Source organism: Roseateles sp. P5_B10 (assembly GCF_056400485.1).
In genome coordinates this window covers 1-14,829 of sequence record NZ_JBFULE010000067.1, presented here as the reverse complement: position 1 = coordinate 14,829, position 14,829 = coordinate 1, and the positions used below count along the sequence as shown (strand labels likewise).

Below are 14,829 nucleotides of genomic sequence, written 5' to 3'. Positions count from 1 at the left end.
TCCTGGCTGCGTTCAAGTTCCCGTTCAAGAACTGAGGTGATCTGTGGCTAAAACTTCCATCAAGCAACGTGAACTGAAGCGCGAAGCACTCGTCGCCAAGTTCGCGAAGAAGTACGCAGAACTGAAGGCCATCATCGACGACAGCAAGAAGTCGGATGAAGAGCGCTACGCCGCTCGCCTCGAGCTGCAGAAGCTGCCCCGTAACGCCTACCCGACTCGCCTGCGCAACCGCTGCGAGCTGACCGGTCGTCCGCGTGGCACCTTCCGCAAGTTCGGCCTGGCCCGTAACAAGATTCGTGAACTGGCCTTCAAGGGCGACATCCCCGGTGTCGTCAAGGCCAGCTGGTAATCGGCCGATAGGAGTATTCGCAAATGAGCATGAGTGATCCCATCGCCGATATGCTGACCCGCATTCGTAACGCGCAGATCGTCGAAAAGACGAGCGTTGCCATGCCGTCGTCCAAGCTGAAGGTGGCGATTGCCAAGGTCCTGAAGGACGAAGGCTATATCGACGACTTCGCCGTTCGCGGCGAGGCAGCACGCCCCGAGCTGGAAATCGCGCTGAAGTACTACGCTGGCCGTCCGGTCATCGAACGTATCGAGCGCGTCAGCCGCCCCGGCCTGCGCATCTACAAGGGCCGTCACGACATCCCTCAGGTCATGAATGGCCTGGGTGTGGCGATCGTCACGACCCCGCAAGGCGTCATGACGGACCGCAAGGCTCGCGCTGCCGGTATCGGCGGCGAAGTGCTCTGCTACGTCGCCTAAGCGAAGGAGTAGGAACAATGTCCCGCGTTGGAAAAATGCCGGTCAACGTCCCGCAAGGCGTGGATGTGACCGTCGCAGCTGATTCGATCAGCGTCAAGGGCTCGCTCGGCACGCTGGTGCGTCAGTCGAACAAGCTCGTCACCGTCAAGAACGAAGCCGGCAAGCTGAGCTTCGTTCCCGCCAACGAATCGGCTGAAGCCGATGCGATGAGCGGCACGATGCGTGCGCTGGTGGCCAATATGGTCAGCGGTGTGAGCAAGGGTTTCGAGCGCAAGCTGAACCTGGTGGGCGTGGGTTTCCGCGCCCAGGCCCAGGGCCAGAAGCTCAACCTGCAGATCGGCTTCTCTCACCCCGTGGTGAAGGACATGCCGGCTGGTATCAAGGTCGAGTGCCCGACCCAGACGGAAATCGTCATCAAGGGCGCTGACCGTCAGGTCGTCGGCCAGATCGCCGCCGAGGTGCGCGCCTTCCGTCCGCCTGAGCCCTACAAGGGCAAGGGCATCCGTTATTCGGATGAGAAGGTCTCCCTCAAAGAGACCAAGAAGAAGTAAGGAGCAGCGCCATGATGACCAAGAAAGAACAACGCCTGCGTCGTTCGCGCCAGACCCGCGCTCGCATTGCGATCCAGCGCGTGGCCCGTCTGACGGTGTTCCGCTCCAACCTGCATATCTACGCCCAAGTCGTCTCGGAAGACGGCGCCAAGGTGTTGGCTGCAGCCTCCACTGCCGAGAAGTCGGTCCGCGAACAGCTGAGCAGCAACGGCGGCAACGTCGCCGCTGCCACGCTGGTGGGCAAGCTGATCGCCGAGAAGGCCAAGGCCGCTGGCGTCGAGAAGGTTGCCTTCGACCGCTCCGGTTTTGCCTACCACGGCCGTGTCAAGGCCCTGGCCGAAGCAGCCCGCGAAGCCGGCCTGCAGTTCTGACGCATCAAGGAATAAGAAATGGCAAAGTTTCAACCCCGCGGCGCTCAGGCTGAAGGCAACGACGACGGCCTGAAGGAAAAGATGATCGCGGTCAACCGCGTGACCAAGGTTGTGAAGGGTGGCCGTACGCTGTCCTTCGCCGCTCTGACCGTGGTCGGTGATGGCGATGGCCGCATCGGCATGGGCAAGGGCAAAGCCAAGGAAGTGCCGGTCGCCGTGCAAAAGGCCATGGAGTCGGCTCGCCGCAACATGGTCAAGGTCAGCCTGAAGAACGGCACCATCCACCACAACGTGGTGGGCGAGCACGGTGCTGCACACGTCATCATGGCCCCGGCTCCTGCCGGTACCGGCGTCATCGCCGGCGGCCCGATGCGCGCCGTTTTCGAAGTGATGGGCGTGACCGACATCGTGACCAAGAGCCACGGTTCGACCAACCCTTACAACATGGTCCGCGCCACGCTGGACGCTCTGAAGCGTTCAACCACGCCGGCCTCTGTCGCAGCCAAGCGCGGCAAGACTGTTGAAGAAATCTTCAACTGATCGCCCAAGCGGAGCACAAGATGTCTGACAAGAAAACCGTGACGGTCAAGCTGGTGCGTAGCCCCATCGGCTGCCGCGCCTCGCACCGTGCCACCGTGGTCGGCCTGGGTCTGCGTCGGCTGAACAGCCAGAGCACCCTGGAAGACACGCCCGCAGTGCGCGGCATGATCAACAAGATCGCTTATCTGGTGCAAGTGCTCTAAGCGCGGCACACAAGAGGACAAGACGATGGAACTCAACACGATCAAGCCCGCTGAGGGCTCCAAGCATGCCAAGCGCCGTGTCGGCCGCGGCATCGGCTCGGGCCTGGGCAAGACCGCAGGTCGTGGCCACAAGGGCCAGAAGTCCCGCGCTGGTGGCTACCACAAGGTCGGCTTCGAAGGCGGCCAGATGCCGCTGCAACGTCGCCTGCCCAAGCGTGGCTTCAAGTCGCTGACGCTGAAGTACAGCGTCGAGATCAACCTGTCGGACCTGCAAGGTCTGGCCGGCGAAGAGATCGACGTGTCGACGCTGAAGGCGGTCGGCCTGGTGCCCCAACTGGCCAAGTCGGTCAAGGTCATCCTGTCCGGCGCCATCGAGCGCAAGGTCACGCTGAAGGGCGTGAACGCCACGAAGGGCGCCAAGGCGGCCATCGAGGCGGCCGGCGGCTCGGTCGCTTAATTCACAGCGCACAAGGAACTGATCCAGCGTGGCTACCAACGCGAATCAGCTGGCCAAGAGCGGCAAGTTCGGCGACCTGCGTCGTCGGCTTGTGTTCCTGCTGCTGGCTCTGGTCGTCTACCGCATCGGGGCGCATATCCCCGTGCCCGGTATCGACCCGAACCAGCTGGCCCAATTCTTCAAGGGCCAGGCCGGTGGCATCCTGAGCCTGTTCAACATGTTCTCGGGCGGCGCGCTGTCGCGCTTCACCGTGTTCGCGTTGGGCATTACGCCTTACATCTCGGCGTCCATCGTTTTACAGCTGATGACCTACGTCGTGCCGACGCTGGAACAGCTGAAGAAGGAAGGCGAAGCCGGGCGTCGCAAGATCACCCAGTACACGCGTTATGCGACGCTGGGTCTGGCTCTGTTCCAGAGCCTGTCGATCGCATTGGCGCTGGAAGGCTCTGCTGGCCTGGTGCTGAACCCTGGTTTCGGCTTCCGCCTGACCGCAGTGTCCAGCCTGGTGGCCGGCACGATGTTCCTGATGTGGCTGGGTGAGCAGATCACCGAGCGCGGTCTGGGCAATGGCATCTCGATCCTGATCTTTGGCGGTATCGCCGCGGGTCTGCCGGGTGCGATCGGTGGCCTGTTCGAGCTGGTGCGTACCGGTGCGATGGGTTACGGCTCGGCGCTGATCGTGATCTCGCTGGTCGTGCTGGTGACCTTCGCCGTGGTCTTCGTCGAACGTGGCCAACGCAAGATCCTCGTGAACTATGCGAAGCGCCAGGTCGGCAACAAGGTCTACGGCGGCCAGTCGTCGCACCTGCCGCTGAAGCTGAACATGTCCGGCGTGATCCCGCCGATCTTCGCCTCGTCGATCATCCTGCTGCCGACAACGGTGGTGAGCTGGTTCGCGACGGGTGATGGTCTGCGCTGGTTGAAGGACCTGGCCGGCATGGTCAGCCCGGGTCAGCCGATCTATGTGCTGCTGTATTCGGCTGCCATCGTGTTCTTCTGCTTCTTCTACACGGCGCTGGTGTTCAACAGTCGTGAGACCGCAGACAACCTGAAGAAGAGTGGCGCGTTCATTCCGGGCATTCGTCCGGGTGAGCAGACCGCCAAGCACATCGACAAGATCCTTTCGCGGCTCACGCTGGCTGGTGCGATCTACATCACGCTGGTCTGCCTGCTGCCCGAATTCCTGACGCTGAAGTACAACGTTCCGTTCTACTTCGGTGGCACTTCCCTGTTGATCATCGTCGTCGTGACGATGGACTTCTGGGCCCAGGTGCAGAGCTACATCATGAGTCAGCAGTACGAGTCACTGCTGAAGAAGGCCAGCTTCAAGCCCTGAGGGCGCGGAGCTGATCGTTAACCAAGATTGATTCCAACAACAATCCTGAACGTACGGCATGGCGAAAGACGACGTCATTCAAATGCAGGGCGAGATTCTTGAGAACCTCCCCAACGCCACGTTCAGAGTCAAGTTGGAGAACGGGCATGTCGTTCTCGGTCACATCTCCGGCAAGATGCGGATGCACTACATCCGCATCCTGCCTGGCGACAAAGTGACCGTAGAGCTGACACCCTACGATTTGAGTCGTGCTCGCATCGTGTTCCGGGCGAAGTGAGCTGTTTGAACCCCCGGACGCGTGTGAGCGCAAAGAAGTTAGGCCAAGGAGCAGACCATGAAAGTTTCGGCATCCGTTAAGCAGATGTGCCGCAATTGCAAGATCATCCGCCGCAAGGGCGTGGTGCGTGTGATCTGCACCGACCCGCGCCACAAGCAGCGCCAGGGCTGAGCCCCAGCTCGCACGACAGGACTAGAGGACAACCATGGCACGTATTGCTGGTATCAACATTCCGCCGCAAAAGCACACTGAGATCGGTCTGACCTCGATCTACGGCATTGGCCGTACGACCGCTCAGCAGATCTGCACGAACTGCGGCATTCCGTTCGACAAGAAGGTCAAGGACCTGAACGACGGCGATCTCGAAAAGATCCGTGACGAGGTCAACAAGTTGACCATCGAAGGTGACCTGCGCCGTGAGCAGTCCATCAACATCAAGCGTCTGATGGACCTCGGTTGCTACCGCGGCTTCCGTCACCGCCGTGGCCTGCCGATGCGTGGTCAACGCACCCGTACGAATGCCCGTACCCGCAAGGGTCCGCGCAAGTCGGCTGCGACCGGCAAGAAGTAAGCTGCCCGAACTGAAAGAAGCTCATCATGGCAAAAGCACCCAACAATTCGGCTGCCCAGCGGGTTCGCAAGAAGGTCCGCAAGAACGTTGCAGACGGCATCGCGCACGTCCACGCCTCGTTCAACAACACCATCATCACCATCACTGACCGTCAAGGCGGCGCCCTGTCGTGGGCTTCGTCGGGTGGCCAAGGCTTCAAGGGCTCGCGCAAGTCGACCCCCTTTGCAGCCCAGGTGGCAGCTGAAGTGGCTGGCCGCGCTGCACAAGAGCAGGGCATCAAGAACCTCGACGTCAAGATCAAGGGCCCCGGCCCGGGTCGTGAGTCGTCGGTTCGCGCCCTGGCAGCGCTGGGCATTCGCATCAACTCGATCTCTGACGTGACGCCCGTGCCGCACAACGGCTGCCGTCCGCAGAAGCGTCGCCGTATCTGATCCCATTCACCTCTAGGTGACAGGGACATTGCAGATTCGGATGGCGGTGCGATAATCGCACGTTTTCCCGGAGCCGGCGGGCACTTTGTGCCGCGCCGGCTTCAGTCTTGAGTCGATCTCATTTTCGAGACGGCTCATAAGCCCACCGTCCAAGCCCATAAAAAAACCGGCTGGACTCGCGTCAACAACCTCGGATTTGAGGCTTGGCGTCAGATTGAACAAGGACACGCAAAGTGGCACGTTACCTCGGCCCCAAGGGCAAACTTTCCCGCCGCGAAGGCACCGACCTCTACCTGAAGAGCGCCCGCCGCGCCATCAGCGACAAGGTCAAGTTCGACTCCAAGCCCGGCCAGCACGGCCGCACCTCCGGCCAACGCACGTCCGACTTCGGCCTGCAGCTGCGCGAGAAGCAGAAGGTCAAGCGCATGTACGGCGTGCTGGAGCGCCAGTTCCGCCGCTACTTCGCCGAAGCCGAGCGCCGCAAGGGCTCGACCGGCGTGAACCTGCTGCAGCTGCTGGAATCGCGTCTGGACAACGTCGTCTACCGCATGGGCTTCGGCTCCACCCGCGCAGAAGCCCGCCAGCTGGTTTCGCACAAGGGCGTCACGGTGAACGGCGAGGTCGTCAACATCGCTTCCTACCTGGTCAAGGCCGGTGACACCGTCGCCGTGCGCGACAAGGCCAAGAAGCAATTGCGCGTCACCGAGTCGTTCAAGCTCGCTGATTCCATCGGCCTGCCGGCCTGGGTCAGCGTCGACGGCACCAAGCTCGAAGGCGTGTTCAAGAAGGCTCCGGACCGCGATGAGTTCGGCGCCGAGATCAACGAATCGCTGATCGTCGAGTTGTACTCGCGTTAATGATTTCCCCCGCCGACCACGCCTGCTTTGGGCGCGGTCGGCGTTTCCTCGTCCGGGCTTTTGCCCTTCGTAGGCTCTGCCCGGCTGGTCCTCAGCCTTATCGGTGTAACGAACCGAGGGTATTGAAAGAAAGACCTCATGCAAACCAACTTGCTCAAACCCAAGTCCATCAACGTGGAGCCCCTGGGCGGTCATCGCGCCAAGGTCACCCTGGAGCCGTTCGAACGCGGCTACGGTCACACCCTGGGCAACGCCCTGCGCCGTGTGCTGCTCTCGTCGATGGTGGGGTATGCGCCGACGGAAGTGACGATTGCCGGCGTGCTCCACGAGTACTCGGCCATCGACGGCGTGCAAGAGGACGTGGTTCACATCATGCTGAACCTCAAGGGCGTCGTCTTCCGCCTGCACAACCGTGAAGAAGTGACCCTGGTCCTGCGCAAGGAAGGCGAAGGCCCCGTCACCGCGGCCGACATCCAGACCCCGCACGACGTCGAGATCATCAATCCCGAGCACGTCATTGCCCACCTGTCGCAGGGCGGCAAGCTCGACATGCAGATCAAGGTCGAGAAGGGCCGTGGCTATGTGCCCGGCACGATGCGCCGCTTCGGCGACGAGCCGACCAAGAGCATCGGCCGCATCGTCCTGGACGCCTCGTTCTCGCCCGTCAAGCGCGTCAGCTACGCCGTCGAAAACGCCCGCGTCGAGCAGCGTACCGACCTGGACAAGCTGGTCATGGAAATCGAAACCAACGGCGCCATCTCGCCCGAGGAAGCGATCCGTGCTTCGGCCAAGATCCTGGTTGAGCAACTGGCCGTCTTCGCCCAGCTGCAAGGCACCGACCTGGTCGACGCCTTCGACCAGCCGGCCCAGCGCTCCAGCAGCTTCGACCCGATCCTGCTGCGCCCGGTCGACGAACTCGAGCTCACCGTGCGTTCGGCCAACTGCCTGAAGGCCGAAAACATCTACTACATCGGCGATCTGATCCAGCGCACCGAGACCGAGCTGCTGAAGACCCCCAACCTGGGTCGCAAGTCGCTCAACGAGATCAAGGAAGTCCTGGCTTCCCGCGGCCTCACCCTCGGCGCCCGCCTGGAAAACTGGCCCCCGCAAGGCCTGGACAAGCGGTAATCCGCTTCGCTCGAACAGAAAAGACGGCCTGAAGGCCGTCATCGGATGACAAACGCACTTTGGTGCGTTTGATCGTGCAACCAGCAGTACCTGATCCGGCTGCTGGCATTAACAAAGTGAAAAAGGAATAGCACCATGCGTCACCGTAACGGCCTCCGTAAACTCAACCGCACCAGCGCCCACCGCGCTGCCATGCTGCGCAATATGTGCGTGTCTCTGCTCGAGCACGAAGCCATCAAGACCACGGTCCCCAAGGCCAAGGAACTGCGCCGCGTTGTTGAGCCCCTCATCACGCTCGCCAAGGAACCTACGCTGGCCAACCGCCGCCTGGCTTTCGACCGCCTGCGCGACCGCGACATCGTCAGCAAGCTGTTCAACGTGCTGGGCCCGCGCTTCGCGGCTCGTCCGGGCGGCTACACCCGCATCCTGAAGATGGGCTTCCGCGTCGGCGACAACGCGCCCATGGCTTTCGTTGAGCTGGTGGATCGCGCCGAAGGCGAGACCGCTGGCGAAGCCGTCGAATAAGTTCAGCCCGCGCTGATCCATGAAGCCCGCCTCGTGCGGGCTTTTTCATGGGCGCTCGCGGCGTCGGCCCCCTCCTACGCGCAAGGCAAACCCAGCCTGACGACACCGCGGCCCCGGCGCGTGCACAGTGGAACGCCGCTTCCACTTCGCAGGAGCCCGCCATGAGCCTCCACCCCACCATCTCCTCGGCCAAGGTCGAGGGCACCGCGGTCTACGACCTCGCCGGCGACAAGCTCGGCGCCATCGACGACCTCGTCATCGACAAGCGCACCGGCCATGTGCGTTATGCCGCACTGGAATTCGGCGGCTTTCTCGGCCTGGGTACCGACCGCTACCCGCTGCCCTGGGACATGCTGAAGTACGACACCAGCAAGGATGGCTATGTCGTCAACCTGGATCGCGACCTGCTGACCGATGCGCCGCGGTACGCCAAGGACGCAGCGCCGGCCTACACCGAGGACTACGGCCGCAGCGTCTATACCCACTACGGCTTCAACTGGCAGTGAGGCGCACCATGAGCAAGTCCCATCTTGGCCGCAGCCACAACGCCCAGTCCGGCCCAGTGACGCACACCGCCAGCGAATTCGCCACAACCAAGGCCACCCAAGGGCAGACGCTGACCAAGCAGGCCAAGGCGCCGGCGCGCCAGAAAGACGGCACGGCGCGTGAAGCACCCCAGGGCCCGCCTCAGCACAAGATCTGACCAGCCGCGTTAACGGCGCAAAGGCAGCCAGTGCAGATCGCCGTCGCCAAGCACCGCCACTTGCGCGCTGTGCCGGGCAAGGTCCGCGCGCCGCAGCGTCAGCGCACCGGTGAGGCCGCCGAAGGCCGGCAGCACCAGGGCGTGCGGGTAGCGCACGAAGCAAGGCCGGCGCAGTCGGTCCCCCGCACGGCTGGCGATGACGACGGCGGGGTGCCAATGCCCTGCAAGCGTGAAGCCCGCTGCGCCGGGTGGCGGTGGCTCATGCGCAGCTGTCAAAGGGCCTAACGCCCATGCCGTGCTGACAACCTCCATCGGCAAGCCTGGCGGATGAATGCGCCGGTCGTGGTTGCCGAGTACGAGCACGGTCGGTACGCGTCGCGCAAAGCCGTCGACCGATTCGAGCAGGGCCGGCGTCAGCCCCTCGGCGCTGTGCCAGAAATCACCCAGCACGACGAGTCGAGTCGCGCGGTGCGTCGCTACCAGCGCTTCCAGCCGCGCCAATGTGCGCGCGCTGCTGCCAGCCGGCACCGCCTGCCCCTGCGCGCGAAAGGCAGCGCCCTTGCCCAGGTGCAGGTCGGCGGCGAACAGCGTGCGCGCGGTGGGCCACCAAGCTGCACCGTCCGGCAGCAGCCACAAGGTCTCGCCGGCAGCTTCGATACTGAGGCTCACCGCCGCCTCCGCCGCGCACCACCGCGCCCGTTGGCCTTGTCGCTCTCCTGCCCGAAGGCCAGCCGCTCACCCACATCCTGCGGCATCGCACCGCCGCCCGCCGCCGCCTCCAGCTCCGCCAGCATGCGCGTGAGCCGCTGTGCCAGTGACTCGGTCGTCACCCGTTCGCGCAGCATCTCGACCAGCAGCGGAAAGGCCAGCGGCGAGGTCTGCTTTGGCCGCTGCAAATCCAGCGGCATTGCAGCCAATCGGTCCAGCGTGCGCGCCAGCGAATCCTCATCCAGCTCGGCCGACAGCAGCTCCTCCTCGGCCTGGCGCAGCAGGCGGTTGCCCGGGTCGTGCTGGCGAAAGACATCGAAGTACAGCGAGCTCGATGCCTGTAGCTGGCGTTGGCTGCGCACCTCGCCGGGATGGCTCTGGAAGATCAGCCCCGAGATGCGCGCGATCTGCCGGAAGCGCCGGCGCGCCAGCTCGCTGGCGTTGATGCTGGCCAGCACCTCCTGCCGCAGCGTGTGGCGATCGACGGCCGCAAGCAGCTGCGGCAGGCGCGTGGCCCAGTCGACGTCGGTGGCGCTGAGCAGCTCCATGCCGTATTCGTTGATGGCGACGGTGAAGGTGGCCGGCGTGTCGCGCCCCACGCGCCAGGCCAGCAGCCAGGCCAGGCCAAGGTGCACCGTGCGGCCGGCGAACGGGTAGAGGAAGAGGTGATGGCCGTCCGACGAGGTCTGCACCTCGGCCAGCAGCCGCTGCGGCCCGGGCAGGGCCGACCATTCGGCCTGCAGCTTCAGCAGCGGTGCGACGAAGCGCATCTCCTTGTCCAGATAGCGACCCTGCGCCGCTTCATCGAAGCGCTCCAGCATCGCATCGGCCAGCGTGTCGGAGATCGGGAACTGCCCGCCGTTCCAGCGCGGCAGCAGTGCGCGGCCCGGTTTGCCGATGCGCACATAGGCGGTCAGCCCTTCGACGCGCACCAGCTCCAGCGCCCGGCCGCCCAGCAGGAAGACATCACCGGGCTTGAGCCGCGCGATGAAGCTCTCCTCCACCGTCGCGATGCGCCCCCCGCCCAGGAACTGCACGCTCATCATGGCGTCCGACACGATGGTGCCGATGTTGCTGCGGTGGCGCCGCGCCAGCCGCGCGTCCGGCACACGCCACACGCCCTCGTCGTCGGGCACCACGCGCTGGAAGTCCGGGTAGGCGCGCAGGCTCTCGCCGCCATGGCGCACAAAGGCCAGGGCCCATTGCCAGGCCTCGTCGCTCAGATGCCGATAGCTCGGTGCCGTGCGCACCTCGGCGAGCAGCTGCGCGGGCCGGAAGCCGCCGCCCAGCGCGACGGTGACGAGGTGCTGCACCAGCACGTCCAGCGGCGCCGCCGGCGCATGGCGCGGCTCGATGCGGCCGGCCTCCACGGCGGCGCGCAGGGCCGAGGCCTCGACGATCTCCAGGCTGTGCGTCGGCACCATGGTCACGCGCGAGCGCCGCCCCGGCGCATGGCCGCTGCGGCCCGCGCGCTGCAGCAACCGCGCGACGCCCTTGGCCGAGCCGATCTGCAGCACCTGGTCCACCGGCAGGAAGTCCACACCCAGATCCAGGCTGGCCGTGCACACCACGGCCTTGAGCTGACCAGCCTTCATGGCCGCCTCCACCCACCGGCGCAACTCGGCGTCGATGGAGCCGTGGTGCAGGGCGATCGCGCCTGCCCAGTCGGGCCGTGCGTCCAGCAGCGCCTGGAACCAGCGCTCGCTCTGGGAGCGCGTGTTGGTGAACACCAAGGTGCTGGCCGCCTTGTCGATCAGCTCGGCGACGGCCGGCAGCATGGTCAGACCCATGTGGCCGCCCCAGGCGAAGCGCTCGATGCGAGCGGGCAGCAGCGTCGCGATGTCGATCTTCTTGTCCTGGGCGCCGCGCACCAGCACCGCCTCCGGCGCCAGCACGTCACGCGCCTCGTCGAGATTGGCCAGCGTGGCCGACAGGCCCCAGGTCATCAGCGCCGGGTTCCAGCGCCGCAGCCGCGCCAGCGCCAGCTGCAGTTGCACGCCGCGCTTCGTGCCCAGCAATTCATGCCATTCATCGACGACGACCAGGCGCACGCGCTTCAGGATGTCCGGGGCGTCGGCGCGGGACAGCATCAGGCTCAGGGACTCGGGTGTGGTGACGAGCGCGGTCGGCCAACGGCGTTGCTGTGAGGCGCGCTCGCTGCTGGATGTGTCGCCGGTGCGGGCGGCCAGTGTCCAGTCCGGAGCGAGCGTGGCGGCGGCGTCTTGCAGGGCCAGCAGCGTGTCGTGGCTGAGGGCGCGCATCGGTGTGACCCAGATGACGGTCAGCGGCGCTTCCTTGCCGCCGAAGGCTTGCAGCGCGCCGAGCCAGACGGCCAAGGTCTTGCCGGAGCCGGTGGTGGCGTGGAGGAGGCCGGAGTGGCCTTGCTTCATTTCCTTCCAGACGGTGCGCTGGAAGGGGAAGGCTTTCCAGCCCTTGCTTTCAAGCCAACTGGTGGTAGGGCTAGGCATTGGGAGTCTTTGCCTGGCGTGCGCTTGATCGCCGCATTGCCGGGAGTCCGTCCCGGCGGCCGGGTAACTTTCTTCTGCGGCGCCAGAAGAAAGTTACCAAAGAAGAGGCGCTGAACCGCACACCAGCGCGACGCCGCCAAGAGCGGCGCGCGAAAACGCTCGGTGGATTGCACGACGACGCGACCCGCTGCGCTCTCGCTGCTGTCCCTGTGACGAGCACCATCCGCTGCCGCTTCACGCCGCTTAACGTCGGCTGCACGCCGAACTCATCAACGAATACTGCGTCGCTGGGGCGACGCCACGGCGAGACGGCGCGGGCTTCGCGTCGCCCGAGCGACGCTGTATTGGCTGTTCCTGGTGAGCACGGCGTGCAGCCGCGCGTTAAGCGGGCAGGTGGTGCGATGGATGGTGCTGGTGACAGGGGCAGCGGCGAGAGCGCAGCGGCTCGCGTCTGCCCACTCACCGAGCGGCTGTTGCACGGCGCAGCTCGTGCATGTGGTGCTGGTGTGCGGTTCAGGGCCTCTTCTTTGGTGACTTTCTTCTGGCCCCGCAGAAGAAAGTTACCCGGCCGCCGGGACGGACTCCCGGCAATGCATCGATCAAGAGCACTCGTCGCAAAAGCAACCAACATCACGCCACCGCATCCATCAAGGCCCTCAACGACGCCAACGTATCCGCCTCCCACAACGGCTTGTCATCCCTTATCCGCAGCATGCGCGGAAACCTTACCGCGATGCCACTCTTGTGCCGCGAGCTCGCCTGGATGCCCTCGAAGCCCAGCTCGAACACCATCGTCGGCCGCACGCGCCGCACCGGCCCGAACTTCTCGACCGTCGTCTTGCGGATCTCGCGGTCCACGCGCTTGATCTCCTCGTCGGTCAGCCCCGAGTAGGCCTTGGCAAACGGCACAAGTGTCAGATCGCCGCCCGTTGAATCCAAAGCCGCCTCAGCCTCCGCTGCATCCCGCGGCGCGCGGTTCCAGACGGCAAAGCTGTAGTCCGTGTAGAGGTTGGCGCGGCGGCCGTGGCCGGCCTGGGCGTAGACCAGCACGGCGTCGACGCTGAGCGGCGCGACCTTCCACTTCCACCAGGCGCCGACGGTGCGGCCGATGCCATAGGCCGACTCCCGGTGCTTCAGCATCAGCCCTTCGACACGCTTCTCGCGCGAGCCCTCGCGGGCCGTCGCCAGCCCGGGCCAATCGCCAGCGTGCACCAGCGGCGACGTTGCAATGCCCAGCTGCTCCAGCCGCGCACGCCGCACATGCATGGGCTCCTGGCGACGGTCCACGCCTTGGCTCTCCAGCAGGTCATAAGCCAGCAAGCGCACCGGGGCCTCGGCCAGGATGGCCTTGGACAGCTTGGTGCGGCCGATGCGTTTTTGCAGCAGCGCAAACGGCGCCGGCTCGGCCTCGCCGTGGCGCCAGGCCAGCAGCTCGCCGTCCACCACCGTGCCATCCGGCCAGCTGCTCGCTTCCAGCACCACCTCCGGAAAGCGTTCCGTCACCAGCTCCTCGCCGCGCGACCAGATCCACACCTGGCCGTCGCGCTTGACCACCTGGGCCCGGATGCCGTCGTACTTCCACTCCGCCAGCCAGTCGCCGCGCTCGCCCAGCGCCGCCGGCTCGCCGGGCAGCGCATGCGCCAGGAAGAAGGGGTAGGGCTGGCCGCCACGAGAGCCGCTTGTGTCCTCGGCCAGCAGCGCCTGGAAGCGCGCGGCCGTCGGCGGCGTGTCGATCTGGGTGTAGCCCATCATGCGCTGGGCGATGCCGGCCGCGTCGGCCCCAGACCACTCGGCCAGCGCCCGCTGCACCAGCAGCTTGCTGACACCGACGCGAAAGCCCCCGCCCACCAGCTTGACGAACATGAAGCGCTCGTCCGCCGACAGGCCCTGCCACGCGCTCAACACGGCCTCGCGTCGCGCCGCTGCGTCGAGCGCACGCAGCGGCAGGATGCGCTGCTCCATCCAGTCGGCCAGCGGCTCGTCGAGCTTGTCCTGCGGGTCGGGAAGCACGTAAGCGATGGCCTCCGCCAGGTCGCCGGTGACGGCATAGCCGGCCTCGAACAGCCACTCCGGCAAACCCGCCGCCTCGCAGGCCAGCGCTCGCAGCTCGCTCGTGGGCACCGCTCGGCGCGGCGTGCCGCCGGCCAGCAGATAGACGGCCCAGGCCGCATCACGCGCGGGTGCGTCGGCCAGGTAGCGTTTCAATGCCGCCACCTTGGCCAGTGTGGACGTGCTGGCGTCGATGGCGAGGTAGAGGGCGACAAAGCGCTTCATTGCGCCGCCTCCACGCCATGCGTCTCGTCGCCGTACTCGGTCGCAAAGGCCTCGGCCTGCAAGCCCAGTTCACTCAGATAGCGCACCAGCGCGCCCTCGTCGCCATGCGTGACGATGACGCGCTGGGCGCCGGTCGATTGAATGGCCGACAGCAGCCCCGGCCAGTCGGCGTGGTCGCTGAAGACGAAGCCGCGGTCCACGCTGCGGCGCCGGCGGGCGCCGCGCAACCGCATCCAGCCGCTGGCAAAGGCGTCGCTGTGCGGCCCCAGCGCTTTGGCCCAGCGACTGTCCTGCACGGCCGGCGGTGCGATGACGAGCGCGCCGCGCAGCGCCTTGAAGTTCGTTTCCGGCGTCACGGTCTCCACCTCCGGCAGGGCCACGCCCGCCGCGCGATAGGCCTCGTTCAGCCGCGCAACCGCTGCATGCACCAGCACCGGCCCAGGTGCGTCCGCGGTTGCCAGCCCCGCCACCAGCCGCTGCGCCTTGCCCAGGCTGTAGCCCATCAGCAGCGCCTGCTTGCCCTGGGCCGCGCAATCGGCCCACCAGGTGCGCATCTCGGCCAGCACCTCGGTCTGCGGTGCCCAGCGGTAGATGGGCAGGGCAAAGGTGGCTTCGGTGATGAAGACATCGCAGCGCACCGGCTCGAAGGGCGCGCAGGTGG

The 14,829-nt window shown here is 65.5% G+C and carries 20 protein-coding genes and 1 pseudogene; 17 read left to right on the top strand and 4 right to left on the bottom strand.

Annotated elements, in window-relative coordinates; genetic code table 11:
- The first annotated feature begins 43 nt into the window (after window positions 1-43).
- From rpsN to AC1DU6_RS07070, 17 genes are all read left to right on the top strand, one after another.
- The gene (gene rpsN, locus AC1DU6_RS07150; RefSeq protein WP_056194224.1) at window positions 44-349 is read left to right on the top strand and encodes a 30S ribosomal protein S14; all 306 of its coding nucleotides are present in this window, start codon (window positions 44-46) and stop codon (window positions 347-349) included.
- A gap of 23 nt (window positions 350-372) precedes the next feature.
- Window positions 373-768 (top strand): 30S ribosomal protein S8, encoded by a 396-nt coding sequence (rpsH, locus tag AC1DU6_RS07145; protein WP_056194221.1) that lies wholly within the window; start codon window positions 373-375, stop codon window positions 766-768.
- Between the two features lie 17 nt (window positions 769-785).
- Entirely contained in the window at window positions 786-1,319 is a 534-nt protein-coding gene (gene rplF / locus AC1DU6_RS07140) for a 50S ribosomal protein L6 (protein WP_477856429.1), read from the top strand.
- An 11-nt stretch (window positions 1,320-1,330) separates the two neighbouring features.
- Window positions 1,331-1,690: a 50S ribosomal protein L18 gene (rplR, locus tag AC1DU6_RS07135; RefSeq protein WP_056194215.1), complete on the top strand. Its 360-nt coding sequence runs from the start codon at window positions 1,331-1,333 to the stop codon at window positions 1,688-1,690.
- An 18-nt stretch (window positions 1,691-1,708) separates the two neighbouring features.
- A complete protein-coding gene (gene rpsE, locus AC1DU6_RS07130; RefSeq protein ID WP_056194212.1) occupies window positions 1,709-2,230 on the top strand; it encodes a 30S ribosomal protein S5 in 522 nt (173 codons plus the stop codon).
- A 20-nt stretch (window positions 2,231-2,250) separates the two neighbouring features.
- The gene (gene rpmD, locus AC1DU6_RS07125; protein ID WP_056194210.1) at window positions 2,251-2,433 is read left to right on the top strand and encodes a 50S ribosomal protein L30; all 183 of its coding nucleotides are present in this window, start codon (window positions 2,251-2,253) and stop codon (window positions 2,431-2,433) included.
- Window positions 2,434-2,458: 25 nt separating this feature from the next.
- The gene (gene rplO, locus AC1DU6_RS07120; protein ID WP_056194207.1) at window positions 2,459-2,890 is read left to right on the top strand and encodes a 50S ribosomal protein L15; all 432 of its coding nucleotides are present in this window, start codon (window positions 2,459-2,461) and stop codon (window positions 2,888-2,890) included.
- Between the two features lie 28 nt (window positions 2,891-2,918).
- Window positions 2,919-4,226, top strand: coding sequence for a preprotein translocase subunit SecY (gene secY, locus AC1DU6_RS07115; protein WP_056194205.1), 1,308 nt, complete (start codon window positions 2,919-2,921; stop codon window positions 4,224-4,226).
- A 58-nt stretch (window positions 4,227-4,284) separates the two neighbouring features.
- Window positions 4,285-4,503 carry a translation initiation factor IF-1 gene (gene infA, locus AC1DU6_RS07110; RefSeq protein WP_009855680.1) on the top strand — a complete coding sequence of 73 codons (219 nt, stop codon included), beginning with the start codon at window positions 4,285-4,287 and terminating at the stop codon, window positions 4,501-4,503.
- 57 nt (window positions 4,504-4,560) lie between these two features.
- Window positions 4,561-4,674: a 50S ribosomal protein L36 gene (gene rpmJ, locus AC1DU6_RS07105; protein ID WP_056194202.1), complete on the top strand. Its 114-nt coding sequence runs from the start codon at window positions 4,561-4,563 to the stop codon at window positions 4,672-4,674.
- Window positions 4,675-4,708: 34 nt separating this feature from the next.
- Window positions 4,709-5,074, top strand: coding sequence for a 30S ribosomal protein S13 (gene rpsM, locus AC1DU6_RS07100; RefSeq protein ID WP_056194199.1), 366 nt, complete (start codon window positions 4,709-4,711; stop codon window positions 5,072-5,074).
- 26 nt (window positions 5,075-5,100) lie between these two features.
- Window positions 5,101-5,505, top strand: a complete 405-nt coding sequence (gene rpsK / locus AC1DU6_RS07095; RefSeq protein ID WP_056194196.1) for a 30S ribosomal protein S11 — start codon at window positions 5,101-5,103, stop codon at window positions 5,503-5,505.
- 233 nt (window positions 5,506-5,738) lie between these two features.
- Window positions 5,739-6,362: a 30S ribosomal protein S4 gene (rpsD, locus tag AC1DU6_RS07090; RefSeq protein WP_056194191.1), complete on the top strand. Its 624-nt coding sequence runs from the start codon at window positions 5,739-5,741 to the stop codon at window positions 6,360-6,362.
- A 138-nt stretch (window positions 6,363-6,500) separates the two neighbouring features.
- A complete protein-coding gene (locus AC1DU6_RS07085) occupies window positions 6,501-7,490 on the top strand; it encodes a DNA-directed RNA polymerase subunit alpha (protein ID WP_056194188.1) in 990 nt (329 codons plus the stop codon).
- Window positions 7,491-7,625: 135 nt separating this feature from the next.
- The gene (gene rplQ, locus AC1DU6_RS07080) at window positions 7,626-8,015 is read left to right on the top strand and encodes a 50S ribosomal protein L17 (RefSeq protein WP_056194184.1); all 390 of its coding nucleotides are present in this window, start codon (window positions 7,626-7,628) and stop codon (window positions 8,013-8,015) included.
- A gap of 161 nt (window positions 8,016-8,176) precedes the next feature.
- Window positions 8,177-8,521, top strand: a complete 345-nt coding sequence (locus AC1DU6_RS07075; RefSeq protein ID WP_457324254.1) for a PRC-barrel domain-containing protein — start codon at window positions 8,177-8,179, stop codon at window positions 8,519-8,521.
- 8 nt (window positions 8,522-8,529) lie between these two features.
- Entirely contained in the window at window positions 8,530-8,718 is a 189-nt protein-coding gene (locus tag AC1DU6_RS07070) for a hypothetical protein (RefSeq protein WP_457324253.1), read from the top strand.
- A gap of 9 nt (window positions 8,719-8,727) precedes the next feature.
- Here the strand turns inward: AC1DU6_RS07070 and pdeM are convergent, their stop codons facing one another.
- The 4 genes and pseudogenes from pdeM to AC1DU6_RS07050 form a co-directional block, all read right to left on the bottom strand.
- The gene (gene pdeM, locus AC1DU6_RS07065) at window positions 8,728-9,387 is read right to left on the bottom strand and encodes a ligase-associated DNA damage response endonuclease PdeM (RefSeq protein WP_457324252.1); all 660 of its coding nucleotides are present in this window, start codon (window positions 9,385-9,387) and stop codon (window positions 8,728-8,730) included.
- Window positions 9,384-11,894 carry a ligase-associated DNA damage response DEXH box helicase gene (locus tag AC1DU6_RS07060; RefSeq protein WP_457324251.1) on the bottom strand — a complete coding sequence of 837 codons (2,511 nt, stop codon included), beginning with the start codon at window positions 11,892-11,894 and terminating at the stop codon, window positions 9,384-9,386. Before AC1DU6_RS07060 ends, pdeM begins: the two co-directional genes overlap by 4 nt.
- A 630-nt stretch (window positions 11,895-12,524) precedes the next feature.
- Window positions 12,525-14,168 (bottom strand): ATP-dependent DNA ligase, encoded by a 1,644-nt coding sequence (locus AC1DU6_RS07055; protein ID WP_477856428.1) that lies wholly within the window; start codon window positions 14,166-14,168, stop codon window positions 12,525-12,527.
- Window positions 14,165-14,829 (bottom strand): annotated as a pseudogene (locus AC1DU6_RS07050) (DNA ligase-associated DEXH box helicase); the annotation flags it as partial. The pseudogene AC1DU6_RS07050 and the gene AC1DU6_RS07055, both read right to left, overlap by 4 nt.

What these genes read in the sequence shown, in the direction of transcription:
- AC1DU6_RS07060 (WP_457324251.1), bottom strand. Translation starts at nt 11,894, where the DNA reads ATGCCTAGCCCTACCACCAGTTGGCTTGAAAGCAAGGGCTGGAAAGCC.
- rpsM (WP_056194199.1), top strand. Translation starts at nt 4,709, where the DNA reads ATGGCACGTATTGCTGGTATCAACATTCCGCCGCAAAAGCACACTGAG.
- rpsE (WP_056194212.1), top strand. Translation starts at nt 1,709, where the DNA reads ATGGCAAAGTTTCAACCCCGCGGCGCTCAGGCTGAAGGCAACGACGAC.
- rplR (WP_056194215.1), top strand. Translation starts at nt 1,331, where the DNA reads ATGATGACCAAGAAAGAACAACGCCTGCGTCGTTCGCGCCAGACCCGC.
- rplF (WP_477856429.1), top strand. Translation starts at nt 786, where the DNA reads ATGTCCCGCGTTGGAAAAATGCCGGTCAACGTCCCGCAAGGCGTGGAT.
- rpsK (WP_056194196.1), top strand. Translation starts at nt 5,101, where the DNA reads ATGGCAAAAGCACCCAACAATTCGGCTGCCCAGCGGGTTCGCAAGAAG.
- AC1DU6_RS07075 (WP_457324254.1), top strand. Translation starts at nt 8,177, where the DNA reads ATGAGCCTCCACCCCACCATCTCCTCGGCCAAGGTCGAGGGCACCGCG.
- rplQ (WP_056194184.1), top strand. Translation starts at nt 7,626, where the DNA reads ATGCGTCACCGTAACGGCCTCCGTAAACTCAACCGCACCAGCGCCCAC.
- AC1DU6_RS07085 (WP_056194188.1), top strand. Translation starts at nt 6,501, where the DNA reads ATGCAAACCAACTTGCTCAAACCCAAGTCCATCAACGTGGAGCCCCTG.
- infA (WP_009855680.1), top strand. Translation starts at nt 4,285, where the DNA reads ATGGCGAAAGACGACGTCATTCAAATGCAGGGCGAGATTCTTGAGAAC.
- rpsH (WP_056194221.1), top strand. Translation starts at nt 373, where the DNA reads ATGAGCATGAGTGATCCCATCGCCGATATGCTGACCCGCATTCGTAAC.
- rplO (WP_056194207.1), top strand. Translation starts at nt 2,459, where the DNA reads ATGGAACTCAACACGATCAAGCCCGCTGAGGGCTCCAAGCATGCCAAG.
- rpmD (WP_056194210.1), top strand. Translation starts at nt 2,251, where the DNA reads ATGTCTGACAAGAAAACCGTGACGGTCAAGCTGGTGCGTAGCCCCATC.
- AC1DU6_RS07055 (WP_477856428.1), bottom strand. Translation starts at nt 14,168, where the DNA reads ATGAAGCGCTTTGTCGCCCTCTACCTCGCCATCGACGCCAGCACGTCC.
- AC1DU6_RS07070 (WP_457324253.1), top strand. Translation starts at nt 8,530, where the DNA reads ATGAGCAAGTCCCATCTTGGCCGCAGCCACAACGCCCAGTCCGGCCCA.
- rpmJ (WP_056194202.1), top strand. Translation starts at nt 4,561, where the DNA reads ATGAAAGTTTCGGCATCCGTTAAGCAGATGTGCCGCAATTGCAAGATC.